This is a genomic window from Pseudomonas putida (assembly GCA_041071465.1).
Taxonomy (GTDB): domain Bacteria; phylum Pseudomonadota; class Gammaproteobacteria; order Pseudomonadales; family Pseudomonadaceae; genus Aquipseudomonas; species Aquipseudomonas putida_P.
The window spans coordinates 863,383-876,914 of record CP163498.1 but is presented as its reverse complement, the minus strand read 5'-3'; the positions used below and the strand labels follow the sequence as shown (position 1 = coordinate 876,914).

Below are 13,532 nucleotides of genomic sequence, written 5' to 3'. Positions count from 1 at the left end.
TTACAATGAGCGTACTCGTTGGTAAGAAAGCCCCCGATTTCACCGTTCCGGCCGTGCTGGGCAATGGCGAGATCGTCGACAGCTTCAACCTGGCCTCGGCCATCAAGGGCAAGTACGGCCTGGTGTTCTTCTACCCGCTGGACTTCACCTTCGTCTGCCCGTCCGAGCTGATCGCTCTGGACAACCGTATCCCAGACTTCCAGGCGCGCAATGTGGAAGTGATCGGCGTTTCGATCGACTCGCACTTCACTCACAACGCCTGGCGTAACACCCCGGTCAACAACGGCGGCATCGGTCAGGTCAAATACACCCTGGCTGCCGACATGACCCACGAAATCTGCAAAGCCTACGACGTTGAGTCCGAAGGCGGTGTGGCCTTCCGTGGCGCCTTCCTGATCGACACCAACGGTGTTGTCCGCTCGCAGATCATCAACGACCTGCCACTGGGCCGTAACATGGACGAGCTGCTGCGTCTGGTCGACGCTCTGCAATTCCACGAAGAGCACGGCGAAGTTTGCCCTGCCAACTGGAAAAAAGGCGACAAAGGCATGAACGCTTCGCCAGAAGGCGTTGCTGCCTACCTGAGCGAGAACGCTGGCAAGCTGTAATTGCCACTCGCATAAAAAAACCGGCCTTCGTGGCCGGTTTTTTGCCTGGACTTCAAGGCTTCCAGTGCCTGTCCTGGCTCTTTGCCGCTCCTACAGGAGTGTGCATTCCCCTGTAGGAGCGGCCTTGTGTCGCGAAAGGGCCGCAAAGCGGCCCCTGGATTTCAGATCAATCGTTGAAATCACGCCAGCCGCCCATTTCCTTCCAGCGGTTGACGATGCCGCAGAACAGCTCGGCCGTCTTCTCGGTGTCGTAACGCGCCGAGTGCGCTTCACGCCCGTCGAAGTCGATGTCGGCGCTCTGGCAAGCCCGCGCCAGTACCGTCTGGCCATACGCCAAGCCTGCCAGTGTGGCGGTGTCAAAGCTGGAGAACGGGTGGAATGGGTTACGCTTCAGGTCATTGCGCGCCACTGCCGCATTGAGGAAGCCGAGGTCGAAACTGCTGTTGTGGCCAACCAGAATCGCCCGTTTGCAGCCATTGGCCTTGAGCGCCTTGCGCACGCCACGGAAGATGTCGGTCAGCGCGCTTTCTTCGCTGACCGCCATGCGCAGTGGGTGGTCCAGCTTGATGCCGGTGAATTCCAGCGCGGCCGCCTCGATATTGGCGCCCTCGAACGGTTCCACCCGATGGAAATAGGTGTGCTCGGGGAACAGGAAACCCTTCTCGTCCATGCCGATGGTGACGGCGGCAATTTCCAGCAGAGCGTCGGTAGCGCTGTTGAAACCACCCGTTTCAACGTCCACCACTACTGGCAAGTAGCCACGGAAGCGCTCGGCCATCGGGTGACGCGAGCCACTGCTGCCTTGGGCGTCCAGGTCGTCTTCGTAGAGGTCTTCGCTCACGCGTTTTCCTCCAGCAGGCGCCAGCGCAGTTTTTCACCGGCGCGCAGCGGGACTACGGTTTGCTCGCCAAAAGGCAGGCTGTCTGGGGCTGTCCATTCTTCGCGGACCAGCGTAATGGTGTCGGTGTTTGCCGGCAGGCCGTAGAAGGCCGGACCGTGCAGGCTGGCGAAGCCTTCCAGCTTGTCCAGTGCGTTACGTTGCTCGAACGCTTCGGCGTACATCTCGATGGCCGCATAGGCGGTGTAGCAACCGGCACACCCGCAGGCGGCTTCCTTGGCATGACGGGCGTGAGGTGCCGAGTCGGTGCCGAGGAAGAACTTCGGGTTACCGCTGGTAGCCGCGTCCAGCAACGCCACCTGGTGGGTGTTGCGCTTGAGAATCGGCAGGCAGTAGAAGTGCGGGCGAATGCCGCCGACCAGCATGTGGTTGCGGTTGTAAAGCAGGTGCTGGGCGGTGATGGTCGCACCAACGTTGGCCGGGGCCTCGGTGACGAACTGCGCGGCATCGCTGGTGGTAATGTGTTCGAAAACCACTTTCAGCGTTGGGAAACGCTCGACCACACGGCGCATATGCTCATCGATGAAGCGCTTTTCGCGGTCGAACACGTCGATCTCGCTGCGGGTCACTTCGCCGTGCACCAGCAGTGGCATGCCGACTTCCGCCAGCGCCTCGATGGCGGGGAAGATGTTGTCGATGCTGGTCACGCCTGAATCGGAATTGGTGGTGGCGCCGGCCGGGTACAGTTTGGCCGCGTACACGATGCCGCTGGCCTTGGCCGCACGCACGTCCTCGGGGCTGGTGCGGTCGGTGAGGTACAGCACCATCAGTGGCTCGAAGCGGCTGCCAGCCGGGCGGGCGGCCAGGATGCGCTCACGGTAGGCGCCAGCCTCGGCGGCATTGCGCACCGGCGGAACCAGGTTGGGCATGATGATGGCACGGGCGAAGGTACGCGCCACATCGCCAACGGTGTGGGGCAGGACGGCACCATCGCGCAGATGGATGTGCCAGTCGTCGGGGCGCAGGAGGGTCAGGCGATCGGACATTGGGGATTCCAGGCGGGTCGAACTCAAGCCCCAATCGTACCGGAAAACCCTGGGGCGAGCACGGCTATCAAGTTTTCCGGGCGGCGTCCGATAGCCTGCAGGTAAGCCGTCAGAATTTGTGGAGCCGCCCGTGCGCCAGCGTTACCTAGCCCTGTTGACCCTGTTCGCCAGCCTGCCGGCCGGCGCACTGACTTTCCAGACGCGCATGGAGAACATCGCCTGGAAGGTCGAGGGTGATCAGTTCGAATGCCGCCTGATCCAGCCGATCGAAGGTTTCGGCAGCGGAGAGTTCGTGCGCCGGGCAGGTGAGCAGCCAGTGTTCCAGCTGCGTTCGGACAGCAACGTACTGGGGGCAGGTACCGCCAGCCTGCTGGCGGCGGCGGCGCCATGGCAGCCTGGACGTGGTGATATCAACCTGGGCAGCGTGCGCATGGCCCGTACCGGTGTGCTGTTCAGTTCGTCCCAGGGCCAGGCCAGCCGCCTGATAAACGGTCTTCTCGACGGGCGCAGCACAGTGGTGCGCAATTACGCCGGTGAGGCCGGCAGGCCAATGGAGGTGCGCGTGCTGCCGGTCAGCTTCGCCAAGGCCTACAGCGACTACCAAGCCTGTGCCGGCAAGTTGCTGCCGATGAACTTCGACCAGGTTCGCCAGACCCAAGTAGGCTTCCCGGGGGGCGGCACCGAGCTGGATGCGTCGGCGCGTGCACGGCTGGATGTGATCCTGGATTACATGAAAGCCGACCCGACGGTGAACCACATCGAGCTTGACGGCCACTCTGACAACAGTGGCAACCGGCTGACAAACCGTGACCTGTCACGCCGGCGCGCGCTCGCGGTGGCCGATTACTTCAAAGCCCATGGCGTGGCGGAAGAACAGATCATCGTGCGCTTCCATGGTGAGCAATACCCATTGGTGAAGAACAACAGTGCTGCCAACCGGGCGCGTAATCGACGGGTGAATATCGAGCTGGATCGGGTTACGGTAGTTGTGAAACCGGTGGAGAAACCTGCCGAAAAAGCCCCTGAACCAACTGCATTAGCGCCAGCTGCCAAGTAATCTGCGCGCCTGTCGGGAATTGATCGCTGCTACAGGCGCCGTCGCCCTTGCGAAAGTTCCTGTCGCTTTGTCGTCAGAAGCTGTCGCCCCACTGTAAATTTGTGCGCAAGGCCGTTAGAATCGATGCCTTTCCGTACAACCCCGTGGAGTGATGGCATGGCGGACGTAAAAAAGGTCGTACTGGCGTATTCCGGCGGCCTTGATACTTCGGTGATTCTCAAGTGGCTGCAGGATACCTATAACTGCGAAGTGGTGACCTTCACCGCTGACCTGGGTCAGGGCGAAGAGGTCGAGCCGGCCCGTGCCAAGGCCCAGGCAATGGGCGTTAAAGAGATCTACATCGACGATCTGCGCGAAGAGTTCGTGCGTGATTTCGTATTCCCGATGTTCCGCGCCAACACCGTCTACGAAGGCGAGTACCTGCTGGGTACTTCCATCGCCCGTCCGCTGATCGCCAAGCGCCTGATCGAAATCGCCAATGCAACCGGTGCTGACGCCATTTCCCATGGCGCCACCGGCAAAGGCAACGACCAGGTACGTTTCGAGCTGGGTGCCTATGCGCTGAAGCCAGGCGTCAAGGTCATCGCTCCATGGCGCGAGTGGGACCTGCTGTCCCGCGAGAAACTGATGGACTACGCCGAAAAGCACGGCATCCCGATCGAGCGTCACGGCAAGAAGAAGTCGCCGTACTCGATGGACGCCAACCTGTTGCACATCTCCTACGAAGGCGGTGTCCTGGAAGATACCTGGACCGAGCACGAAGAAGAGATGTGGCGCTGGAGCGTCTCGCCCGAAAACGCCCCAGACCAGGCTACCTACATCGAGCTGACCTACCGCAACGGTGACATCGTTGCCATCGACGGCGTCGAGAAATCCCCGGCCACCGTGCTGGCCGACCTGAACCGTATTGGTGGTGCCAACGGCATCGGCCGCCTGGACATCGTCGAAAACCGTTACGTCGGCATGAAGTCGCGTGGCTGCTACGAAACCCCTGGCGGCACCATCATGCTCAAGGCCCACCGTGCCATCGAGTCGATCACGCTGGACCGCGAAGTTGCTCACCTGAAAGATGAGCTGATGCCGAAATACGCCAGCCTGATCTACACCGGCTACTGGTGGAGCCCGGAGCGTCTGATGCTGCAGCAGATGATCGACGCTTCGCAGGTCAACGTGAATGGCGTTGTGCGCCTGAAACTGTACAAGGGCAATGTCACCGTGGTTGGCCGCAAGTCGGACGATTCGCTGTTCGATGCCAACATCGCCACCTTCGAAGAAGATGGCGGCGCCTACAACCAGGCGGACGCTGCCGGCTTCATCAAGCTCAACGCGCTGCGTATGCGCATTGCTGCCAACAAGGGCCGTTCGCTGCTCTGATTGCTGGCTTGTGCAATAAAAACCCCGGCTCAGGCTGGGGTTTTTTTATGCGCGAAGAATATTCAAGGCATTGAGCTGGAGTGGTTCGCAACATCGTCCTCAAGTGCACTGATCGACAGTTGCGCACACTGGCGTTTTTCCAGGTTGTAAAAGCGCCAGGTTCGCGTTGGCACGGGCGGTTGGGCAAGTGCATGCAAGAGTTGTTGCTCCATCAAACGATAGGCGTCCGGGCCGGAGAACATGAATGTGACCGGTTCGCCCTGAACCACTTCATGTTTATCATCGGCCATGGCGGGTGTGGCCACACTGTTCGGCGCTGGCGTATTGTCGTGTGTGGATCTGTTGGGTGAAGGGCTGTAGAACGACTTGTAATTGAAGTTGAGCGTCAGAAAAAACAGTGCCGTCAGAAAGAATGGAAAGCCTACCAGGAACCAGGTGTAGAGCTTCTGGCTGGATTCGCTAAGAAACGGCAATGTGGCAAGTGCGGAGGCTTCGATAATCCCCGCGAAGATGGCAATGATCGTCAGCGGGGCGACAGGTTGAGCTTGGGGCATGTGGGCCGTCTCCTGCGGTTTCGCCCATCTTTACCTCACGCGAGTACTCAACTAAAGACAGGAGTGTTTTCCGAGGGCGGAATAATCGCCATTACGCATCGTTGCTTTGCTTTTTCAACATGTTTGCTCTGGCGTTTCTTCGGCTTAAGCTCAGTTTTCAACTGGTGCGTTTTTGCAGGTGGGTGATACCTTCAATCCAGGTGACAAGGTATTTGCTTGTTACAGTCATAGTCGTGATGTGTAGGAAATTTCTGTAAGCGTTGTAAGTTTTGTCTGTCCATGAGTTTCGCCGGGAAATCACCGCGCCAGCAAGCGCCCTGTCGGTTATCTTGGCGTGCCAAAGCAATAACAATGAATGGATATCGCATGAATAAAGTGCTTATCGTGGATGATCACCCGGTCATACGCCTGGCCGTACGCATGCTGATGGAGCGGCATGGGTATGACGTTGTGGCGGAGACCGACAATGGGGTGGCTGCGCTGCAGCTGACTCGGCAACACCTGCCGGATATCGTGGTGCTGGATATCGGTATACCGAAACTGGATGGCCTGGAGGTGATCGCCCGCATGGCCACCTTCAGCCCGGGCAGTAAGGTACTCGTGCTGACGTCGCAGGCCCCCGGCAATTTTTCGATGCGTTGCATGCAGGCGGGGGCGGCAGGTTACGTGTGCAAGCAGCAGGAGCTTACCGAGCTGCTTAGCGCCATCAAGGCCGTGTTGTCGGGTTACAGCTATTTCCCCAACCAGGCGTTGCATGCGTCACGTGGCAGGGGCGCAGCTAGCGAGGCGGATATGGTCAATCGCCTTTCGGCGCGTGAAATGACGGTGCTGCAGCAACTGGCGCGGGGGCGTTCGAACAAGGAAATTGCCGACAGCATGTACCTCAGCAACAAGACGGTCAGTACCTACAAGTCGCGGCTATTGCTCAAGCTCAATGCGCGCTCGCTGGTAGACCTGATCGAGCTGGCGCAACGGCAAGGTCTTAGCTGATCGCCAGGCCTGGAAGCCTCCCGCCAGGAGGCTTTGCCAGGGCTGCATGTCCTACAGGTCGTAGTCGAAATCGGCCAGCTGCTTTTGCAGGCGCCGTTCTTCCAGCATGTTGTCGATGGTGCGGCGTTTGCTCAGGTTGGTCTTTGCGGTTTCTACCTGGGGCTCCGCGTCATCGTCTGCGGCAACAAAATCATCTTCGATCGACAGGTCGTCTTTGTCGGTACTCATGAGTCGCTCCAAGCCAAGGGGCCATTGGCCGTCCTTATAACCAGAAAGCAGACGCTGGTAAAAAAGATTTTTTCAATCGTCAAGCGTGGTTTCTAGCTATCGGCTCAATCGTCGGAGGTTTTGTGCTTGTACTCGCACAAATCTTCGATCCTGCAACTGCCGCACCTTGGCTTGCGCGCCTGGCACACATAACGTCCGTGCAGAATCAGCCAGTGGTGGGCGTCTAACAGGTAATCTTTTGGTACGAACTTGACCAGTTTCTTTTCCACTTCCAGCACCGTTTTGCCTGGCGCAATTCCCGTGCGGTTACTCACCCGATAGATATGGGTATCCACTGCCATGGTCGGTTGACGGAATGCGGTGTTGAGGACCACGTTGGCGGTCTTGCGGCCCACGCCAGGCAGCGCCTCCAGCGCTTCACGGGTTTGCGGTACCTCGCTGCCGTGGCGCTCGATCAGAAGCCGGCAGGCTTCTATGACATTCTTGGCCTTGCTGTTGTAAAGCCCGATGGTCTTGATGTACTCGCTAAGCCCTTCAACGCCCAGGGCATAGATGGCCTCGGGGGTGTTGGCGACGGGGAACAGGCGCGCTGTGGCCTTGTTGACGCCGACGTCGGTGGATTGCGCGGACAGCGTCACGGCGACCAGCAGTTCGAACGGGGTGGTGTAGGCCAGTTCGGTCTTCGGGTCGGGGTTGTCTTCGTGCAGCCTGCGAAAAATCTCCAGGCGTTTGGCGGCATTCATGAAATCAGAGCTTTCCTTGACGACGTGGGTGGGCTGAGCCCGGACGCAAGCGATTGTACAAGGCCAGCAGCAGTCCGAGCAGTAGCAGGGCGCCGGGGGCCAGGCTGGCCAGGTGCAGGTCGGCAAAATGGGCCAGCCATTGGCGGCTGGCGCCAAGCAGCAGGCAGCTGGCAAACACCGCGCCGAGGTGCACGGCGAGTACGCGCCAGCGCTGTTGGTCCGGCAGCAGGAGGTCGCAGGCCAAACACTGCAGGCACAACAAGGCGGGATAGAAGCCGAGCGCCAGTGCCAAAGGCAGCGACCAGGCAAGCAGTGCCATTTGCAGGCAGCAGGCCAAGGCGGCCAGCAACAGAAGGCTGGCCAGCGCGTAGGCCCAGCTGGCCAGACGCGGACGCAACGGTGCCAGCAACAGTTGGTGCATGCCCCCCATCACTACCGCACACAATCCGATGGTGGCGCCCTCGGTCAGGGTGCGGGTGGCGCCCAGCATGGGCACCAGGCTTACGGCCAGCAGGCAGAATCTATTCATGCGTGGCGTTCTCCAGCAGTACGCTGCGCTGCTCGTCAAAATAGCTCAGCGCCTCCTGCAATGCGGCGATCACTGCCCGCGAGGTCACGGTCGCGCCGGCCAATTGGTCAAAGTCGCCGTGGTCCCGCTTCAGCGCCCAGTGGTCGTTCAATTGGCGGTTTTCGAACTGCCCCAGCCAGTGCAGTTGCGGGTCGCCTACGCGTGCCCCCAGCCCAGGGCTTTCCTGTTGTTCGACCACCTGGCTGCCGATCAGCCGGCCGTCTGTGGCGATGGCAACACTCAGCACAATCGGCCCGGCATAGCCTTGGGTTTGCGTGACCAGGATAATAGCGCTTGGCTTGCCCGCCAGCGTGGCACGGTAAGCCGCCAGGATGTGGCTGTTGGGCCGCTGTGCGGCGGGCCTCGGTAGCGGGTTGTCCAGTGGCTGGTTGTCAAAACTGCCCTCGGGCAGCACTGCCAGGCGTTGGCGGCTTTGCAGTTGCTTCTCGGCGCTGGTGATGGCTGGGCCGGTCCAATGCCGCCACGCGAAAGTGGCAGACACTGCCAATACGCCAGTCAGCAACAGCAGGCCCACATCATGTGCCAGGCGCTTCATCGGGTAGCCTGCTGGCGCTGCGTGGCCAGGCGCTCGAGCGTCGGCGCCACAAGGTTCATCAGCAAGATGGCGAACGCAGTGCCATCCGGGTAGCTGCCCCAGGTACGAATCAGGTAGATGAGCAGCCCTGTTCCCAGGCCGAAGCACAGCCTGGCCCATTCGTTCCTGGGGCCGGAAACTGGCTCGGTGGCAATGAAGAAGGCTGCCAGCATGGTCGAACCGGAGAACAGGTGCAGCAAGGGCGAACCATTGGAGTCCGATCCCGAACCGTTCCAGCCCAATAAACTGAATACGAACAGCCCTGCCAGCAAGCCCGCCGGCGCATGCCAGCTGATTACCTTGCGCTGCAACAAGAACAGGCCACCGAGCAGGAATGCCAGGTTGACCCATTCGCTTCCTGCACCGCCAATGCTGCCGAAGCCCGGATGGCTGGCAAACAGCTCGTCGATGGTCAGGCTGCGGTTGTGGCGCAAGCCGTCGAGCAGGGTTGGCCGGGCCCAGGCATCGACCTGATCGCCCCCGGCGAACACTTGCTGCAGGCTGTCGAGCAAGCCCGGGGCCGGCCCTGGCCAATGGTTCATCTGCAACGGAAAACTCAGGAGCACAAAGGCATATCCGACCATGGCCGGGTTGAACAGATTTCGCCCAACCCCACCAAAGGCCTGCTTGCCGATGCCGATGGCAGCACTTGCCGCGATCACCGGCAGCCACCATGGGGCGAGCGTGGGCAGGGCGGCCGCCAGCAGCACGGCGGTCACCAGTGCACTGCCATCGTTTAGCGCCGTGCTGGGTGATTGGCCGCGCAACGCCAGCAGCGCCGCTTCGCACAGGAGTGCCGCACTGGCACACAGCAACAGGTTCACCAGCATGCCCCAGCCATGCAGCCATAACAGCGTCAGAAGGCCGGGCAAGCAGGCCAGCAAGACCAGGCCCATGCTGGTACGTAGCCGCGGGTCGGGACTGTTGATCATTGGCCGAACATTCCGTTGAAACCGGAAAATGCCATGGCCATTACCCCGGCGCCGATCAATTCGATGGGCAGGCCGCGCAGTACACCAGGGATGTCGGCATGGGCACTGCGTTGGCGCAGATCACTGAACACCATCAGCGCCAGCCAAAAGCCTCCTCCTGCCAGCAAGGCTTGCAGCAGCGTGGCTGACCAGGGGCTGTCGTCGCTTGCCTGCTGCAGGCCCAGCCCCAGCGCCAGGGCATTGCTCGACAGCAGCGCTGGTAACCCCACTACGGGCCAGGCCGGGCGCCACTTGGCCATTAGCCAGGGCAGGCCCCAGGCAAGCAGTGCCAGCCAGGGCAACAACAGGAACAGAGCAAGATCATGGATGTGCAGCGGGGCAAGTACCCCGCGCAGCAGCAGCTGTGCGCCGATCACGCCCAAGGCGATGCACAGCGCACCAGCCAGCCCGTGTACATGCAGATGCGGCCTGGAGAAAGGCTGTTGCAGGAGGCACAGGTGATTGACCAGCGCGGCGCTTATCAGGACCAGGATGTAGTCATTCATGAGATGAAGATAGCCGGGAATCGGGAGGGACGGCCGGCAATCGAGGTACAGAAAGAACTGCCCCGGCACGAGGGCCGGGGCAGAGGGGTTACTTGATGCGCTGGCCTGGCTTGGCGCCGCTGTCTGGGCTCAGCAGGTAGATTTCTTCACCGCCAGGGCCGGCAGCCATGACCATGCCCTCGGACACGCCAAAGCGCATCTTCCGTGGCTTGAGGTTGGCTACCATCATGGTCAGGCGGCCTTCCAGCTTGGACGGGTCGGGGTAGGCCGACTTGATGCCGGAGAACACGTTGCGGCGTTCGTCACCGATGTCCAGGGTCAGTTGCAGCAACTTGTCGGCACCTGCCACGGCTTCGGCCTTGACGATCAGCGCCACGCGCAGGTCGACTGCCGCGAAGGTATCGAACTCGATCTCCGCCGACAGCGGGTCCTTGGTCAGCTCGCCATTGCCCGCTGGTGCCTTGGCTTGCGTAGCCAGCAGGTCTTCCTTGCTGGCTGCGACCATGGCTTCGACCTTGGCCGGCTCGATACGGCTCATCAGGGCCTTGAACGGGTTCAGGGAGTGGTTTTCCAGGCGCGACAGGTGATCGCTCCAGGTCAGCGGGGCAACGTTGAGGAAAGCCTCGGCGTCAGCGGCCAGCACTGGCAGCACCGGCTTGAGGAAGATCACCAACTGACGGAACAGGTTGATGCCTTGGGCGCAGATGGCCTGTACTTCATCCTGCTTGCCTTCCTGTTTGGCCAGCGACCACGGGGCCTTGTCGGCGATCCAGGCGTTGGCGCGGTCGGCCAGCGCCATGATTTCGCGCATGGCGCGGCCAAAATCACGGACTTCATAGGCTTCGGCGATGGAGGGTGCGGCCGTCAGGAAGGCTTCGGTCAGCTCAGGCGCGGCATCACCGCTTACCATCACACCTTCGTTGCCCTTGTGGATGAAACCTGCGCAGCGGCTGGCAATGTTGACCACCTTGCCGACCAGGTCGGAGTTGACCTTCTGCACGAAGTCTTCCAGGTTCAAGTCCAGGTCGTCGACGCCACGGCCCAGCTTGGCTGCGTAGTAGTAACGCAGGTATTCCGGCTGCAGGTGGTCAAGGTAGGTACGGGCCTTGATGAAGGTGCCGCGCGACTTGGACATCTTGGCGCCGTTGACGGTCAGGTAGCCGTGCACGTTGACCGCGGTCGGCTTGCGAAAGCCCGCGCCTTCGAGCATGGCAGGCCAGAACAGGGCGTGGAAGTTGACGATGTCCTTGCCGATGAAGTGGTACAGCTCGGCCTTGGAGCCTTCGCTCCAGAAGGCGTCGAAGTCCAGCTCCGGGCGGCGTGCACAGAGGTTCTTGAAGCTGGCCATGTAGCCGATTGGCGCATCCAGCCAAACGTAGAAGTACTTGCCCGGCTCGCCCGGTATTTCGAAGCCGAAGTACGGCGCATCGCGGGAGATATCCCACTCCTGCAGGCCGGAGTCCAGCCATTCGGCCAGCTTGTTGGCTACCGCGTCCTGCAGGGTGCCGCTGCGGGTCCACTGCTGCAGCATGGCCTGGAAGTCGGGCAGCTTGAAGAAGAAGTGCTGGGAGTCACGCAGTACCGGTGTGGCACCGGAGATCGCCGACTTGGGGTTTTTCAGTTCGGTGGGTGCGTAGGTGGCGCCGCATTTTTCGCAGTTGTCGCCATACTGGTCTTCGGCCGCGCACTTGGGGCAGGTGCCCTTGATGAAGCGGTCGGCGAGGAACATACCCTTTTCCGGGTCGAAGTACTGGGTCACCGAACGGGTGGCGATGTGCCCGGCTTCACGCAGGCGCGTGTAGATCAGGCTCGACAGCTCGCGGTTTTCTTCGCTGTGGGTCGAGTGGAAGTTGTCGAAGTCCACCAGGAAGTCGGCGAAGTCGCTGCTGTGCTCGGCCTGGACATTGGCGATCAGCTGCTCCGGTGTGATGCCTTCTTTCTCGGCACGCAGCATGATGGCGGAGCCGTGGGCGTCATCGGCGCAGACGTAGATACACTGGTTGCCGCGCATTTTCTGGAAGCGGACCCACATGTCTGTCTGGATGTACTCGAGCATATGGCCTAGATGGATCGATCCATTGGCATAGGGCAGGGCGCTGGTGACGAGAATCTGACGTGGCTCGGACATGGTGGCTCGGCTACTTATCTGGCTACGGGGTAAAAATGAGGGTGATCGGCCACTATAAAGGGCTGGCGAAGATATTTCACCCCGCAAGCGCATCTGCTGACGATTGACGGGTTAGGATAGGCGCCTGTTTTACATTCAGTTTGCCAATGGGAGTCTCCATGAGTGCCGTCACCCGTGCCGCCGTCGAAGGCGTGCTTCGCCAGTACACCGACCCCTACCTGAACCAGGACCCGGTCAGCGCCGGCTGCGTGCGTGCCATCGATATCCAGGGCGGGCAGGTCAGCGTGCAGTTGCAATTGGGCTATGCCGCCGGGCTGTTCAAGAACGGTTGGGCCCAGGTGCTGCAAACCGCCATCGGCAACCTTGAGGGCGTCAGCGGCGCCCAGGTGTCGATCGACTGCGTGGTGGCTGCGCACAAGGCCCAGGCCCAGGTGCCGGCCATGGCCAACGTCAAGAACATCATCGCTGTGGCGTCGGGCAAGGGCGGTGTGGGCAAGTCGACCACGGCGGCCAACCTGGCCTTGGCCCTGGCCCGCGAAGGTGCGCGGGTAGGTATTCTCGATGCCGATATCTACGGCCCCAGCCAGGGTGTGATGTTCGGTATCGCCGAGGGCACCCGCCCGCAGATTCGCGAGCAGAAGTGGTTCGTGCCGATCAAGGCCCATGGCGTGGAAGTCATGTCCATGGCCTTCCTCACCGACGACAATACACCGATGGTATGGCGTGGCCCGATGGTCTCCGGCGCGCTGCTGCAACTGGTGACCCAAACCGCCTGGGATGACCTGGATTACCTGGTGATCGACATGCCGCCGGGCACCGGTGATATCCAGCTGACCCTGGCGCAAAAGGTACCGGTGGCCGGTTCCGTGATCGTTACCACTCCGCAGGACCTGGCGTTGCTGGATGCCAAGAAGGGCGTGGAGATGTTCCGCAAGGTCAATATCCCGGTGCTGGGTGTGGTCGAGAACATGGCTGTGCATATCTGTTCGAACTGCGGCCATGCCGAGCACCTGTTCGGTGAAGGCGGTGGCGAGAAGTTGGCCAGCCAGTATGGCGTCGACCTGTTGGCATCGCTGCCGTTGTCGATGCTGATCCGCGAGCAGGCCGACAGCGGCAAACCGACGGCGATCGCCGAGCCGGAAAGCCAGATTGCCATGGTCTATCAGGAGCTGGCTCGCCAGGTGGGCGCGCGGATCGTGCTGCAGGAAGCAGCGGCACCGGCGATGCCGAGCATTACCATCAGCGAAGACTGACGCACTTCCTGTTGGAGCGGCCGTTTAGCGACACAAGGCCGCTCCCGCACGTGCAGGCATAGCCTTTATGTCA

Annotated in this window: 15 protein-coding genes; 5 read left to right on the top strand and 10 right to left on the bottom strand. The window is 61.1% G+C overall.

Annotated features, from left to right (window positions below; genetic code table 11):
* Positions 1-5: 5 nt before the first annotated feature.
* Positions 6-608, top strand: coding sequence for a peroxiredoxin (locus AB5975_04085; GenBank protein XDR21100.1), 603 nt, complete (start codon positions 6-8; stop codon positions 606-608).
* A 166-nt stretch (positions 609-774) separates the two neighbouring features.
* Here the strand turns inward: AB5975_04085 and rnt are convergent, their stop codons facing one another.
* On the bottom strand, positions 775-1,449 hold the full coding sequence (rnt, locus tag AB5975_04080; GenBank protein ID XDR21099.1) for a ribonuclease T: 675 nt from the start codon (positions 1,447-1,449) through the stop codon (positions 775-777).
* Positions 1,446-2,492 carry a dihydroorotase gene (pyrC, locus tag AB5975_04075; GenBank protein ID XDR21098.1) on the bottom strand — a complete coding sequence of 349 codons (1,047 nt, stop codon included), beginning with the start codon at positions 2,490-2,492 and terminating at the stop codon, positions 1,446-1,448. Before pyrC ends, rnt begins: the two co-directional genes overlap by 4 nt.
* A 130-nt stretch (positions 2,493-2,622) precedes the next feature.
* Here pyrC and AB5975_04070 point away from each other — a divergent pair, with 130 nt between their 5' ends.
* Positions 2,623-3,549 (top strand): OmpA family protein, encoded by a 927-nt coding sequence (locus AB5975_04070; GenBank protein XDR21097.1) that lies wholly within the window; start codon positions 2,623-2,625, stop codon positions 3,547-3,549.
* Positions 3,550-3,705: 156 nt separating this feature from the next.
* Positions 3,706-4,923 (top strand): argininosuccinate synthase, encoded by a 1,218-nt coding sequence (locus AB5975_04065; GenBank protein ID XDR21096.1) that lies wholly within the window; start codon positions 3,706-3,708, stop codon positions 4,921-4,923.
* 62 nt (positions 4,924-4,985) lie between these two features.
* Here the strand turns inward: AB5975_04065 and AB5975_04060 are convergent, their stop codons facing one another.
* Positions 4,986-5,477 carry a hypothetical protein gene (locus AB5975_04060; protein ID XDR21095.1) on the bottom strand — a complete coding sequence of 164 codons (492 nt, stop codon included), beginning with the start codon at positions 5,475-5,477 and terminating at the stop codon, positions 4,986-4,988.
* A 366-nt stretch (positions 5,478-5,843) separates the two neighbouring features.
* Between AB5975_04060 and AB5975_04055 the strand changes: the two genes are divergently transcribed.
* Entirely contained in the window at positions 5,844-6,467 is a 624-nt protein-coding gene (locus AB5975_04055; GenBank protein ID XDR21094.1) for a response regulator, read from the top strand.
* Between the two features lie 51 nt (positions 6,468-6,518).
* Here AB5975_04055 and AB5975_04050 read toward each other — a convergent pair whose 3' ends face one another.
* The 7 genes from AB5975_04050 to metG all read right to left on the bottom strand — a co-directional run bounded on the left by AB5975_04050 (position 6,519) and on the right by metG (position 12,206).
* Complete coding sequence (locus tag AB5975_04050; protein XDR21093.1) at positions 6,519-6,695, bottom strand: PA3496 family putative envelope integrity protein; 177 nt, start codon at positions 6,693-6,695, stop codon at positions 6,519-6,521.
* Between the two features lie 104 nt (positions 6,696-6,799).
* Positions 6,800-7,438, bottom strand: a complete 639-nt coding sequence (gene nth / locus AB5975_04045; protein ID XDR21092.1) for an endonuclease III — start codon at positions 7,436-7,438, stop codon at positions 6,800-6,802.
* Between the two features lie 4 nt (positions 7,439-7,442).
* On the bottom strand, positions 7,443-7,967 hold the full coding sequence (locus tag AB5975_04040) for an NADH:quinone oxidoreductase (GenBank protein ID XDR21091.1): 525 nt from the start codon (positions 7,965-7,967) through the stop codon (positions 7,443-7,445).
* Positions 7,960-8,562 carry an RnfABCDGE type electron transport complex subunit G gene (locus tag AB5975_04035; protein ID XDR21090.1) on the bottom strand — a complete coding sequence of 201 codons (603 nt, stop codon included), beginning with the start codon at positions 8,560-8,562 and terminating at the stop codon, positions 7,960-7,962. The genes AB5975_04040 and AB5975_04035 overlap by 8 nt, the downstream gene beginning before the upstream one ends.
* The gene (locus tag AB5975_04030) at positions 8,559-9,533 is read right to left on the bottom strand and encodes an RnfABCDGE type electron transport complex subunit D (GenBank protein ID XDR21089.1); all 975 of its coding nucleotides are present in this window, start codon (positions 9,531-9,533) and stop codon (positions 8,559-8,561) included. Before AB5975_04030 ends, AB5975_04035 begins: the two co-directional genes overlap by 4 nt.
* Positions 9,530-10,078 carry an Rnf-Nqr domain containing protein gene (locus tag AB5975_04025; protein ID XDR21088.1) on the bottom strand — a complete coding sequence of 183 codons (549 nt, stop codon included), beginning with the start codon at positions 10,076-10,078 and terminating at the stop codon, positions 9,530-9,532. The genes AB5975_04030 and AB5975_04025 overlap by 4 nt, the downstream gene beginning before the upstream one ends.
* Positions 10,079-10,166: 88 nt before the next feature.
* Positions 10,167-12,206: a methionine--tRNA ligase gene (gene metG, locus AB5975_04020; protein XDR21087.1), complete on the bottom strand. Its 2,040-nt coding sequence runs from the start codon at positions 12,204-12,206 to the stop codon at positions 10,167-10,169.
* 158 nt (positions 12,207-12,364) lie between these two features.
* Here metG and apbC point away from each other — a divergent pair, with 158 nt between their 5' ends.
* Complete coding sequence (gene apbC / locus AB5975_04015; GenBank protein ID XDR21086.1) at positions 12,365-13,459, top strand: iron-sulfur cluster carrier protein ApbC; 1,095 nt, start codon at positions 12,365-12,367, stop codon at positions 13,457-13,459.
* Positions 13,460-13,532 lie beyond the last annotated feature (73 nt).

Bases quoted from the DNA above. Each gene is read 5' to 3' on its own strand.
- pyrC (XDR21098.1), bottom strand. From the start codon at position 2,492: ATGTCCGATCGCCTGACCCTCCTGCGCCCCGACGACTGGCACATCCAT.
- AB5975_04025 (XDR21088.1), bottom strand. From the start codon at position 10,078: ATGAATGACTACATCCTGGTCCTGATAAGCGCCGCGCTGGTCAATCAC.
- AB5975_04085 (XDR21100.1), top strand. From the start codon at position 6: ATGAGCGTACTCGTTGGTAAGAAAGCCCCCGATTTCACCGTTCCGGCC.
- apbC (XDR21086.1), top strand. From the start codon at position 12,365: ATGAGTGCCGTCACCCGTGCCGCCGTCGAAGGCGTGCTTCGCCAGTAC.
- AB5975_04040 (XDR21091.1), bottom strand. From the start codon at position 7,967: ATGAATAGATTCTGCCTGCTGGCCGTAAGCCTGGTGCCCATGCTGGGC.
- metG (XDR21087.1), bottom strand. From the start codon at position 12,206: ATGTCCGAGCCACGTCAGATTCTCGTCACCAGCGCCCTGCCCTATGCC.
- nth (XDR21092.1), bottom strand. From the start codon at position 7,438: ATGAATGCCGCCAAACGCCTGGAGATTTTTCGCAGGCTGCACGAAGAC.
- AB5975_04060 (XDR21095.1), bottom strand. From the start codon at position 5,477: ATGCCCCAAGCTCAACCTGTCGCCCCGCTGACGATCATTGCCATCTTC.
- AB5975_04065 (XDR21096.1), top strand. From the start codon at position 3,706: ATGGCGGACGTAAAAAAGGTCGTACTGGCGTATTCCGGCGGCCTTGAT.
- AB5975_04055 (XDR21094.1), top strand. From the start codon at position 5,844: ATGAATAAAGTGCTTATCGTGGATGATCACCCGGTCATACGCCTGGCC.
- AB5975_04050 (XDR21093.1), bottom strand. From the start codon at position 6,695: ATGAGTACCGACAAAGACGACCTGTCGATCGAAGATGATTTTGTTGCC.
- AB5975_04035 (XDR21090.1), bottom strand. From the start codon at position 8,562: ATGAAGCGCCTGGCACATGATGTGGGCCTGCTGTTGCTGACTGGCGTA.
- AB5975_04030 (XDR21089.1), bottom strand. From the start codon at position 9,533: ATGATCAACAGTCCCGACCCGCGGCTACGTACCAGCATGGGCCTGGTC.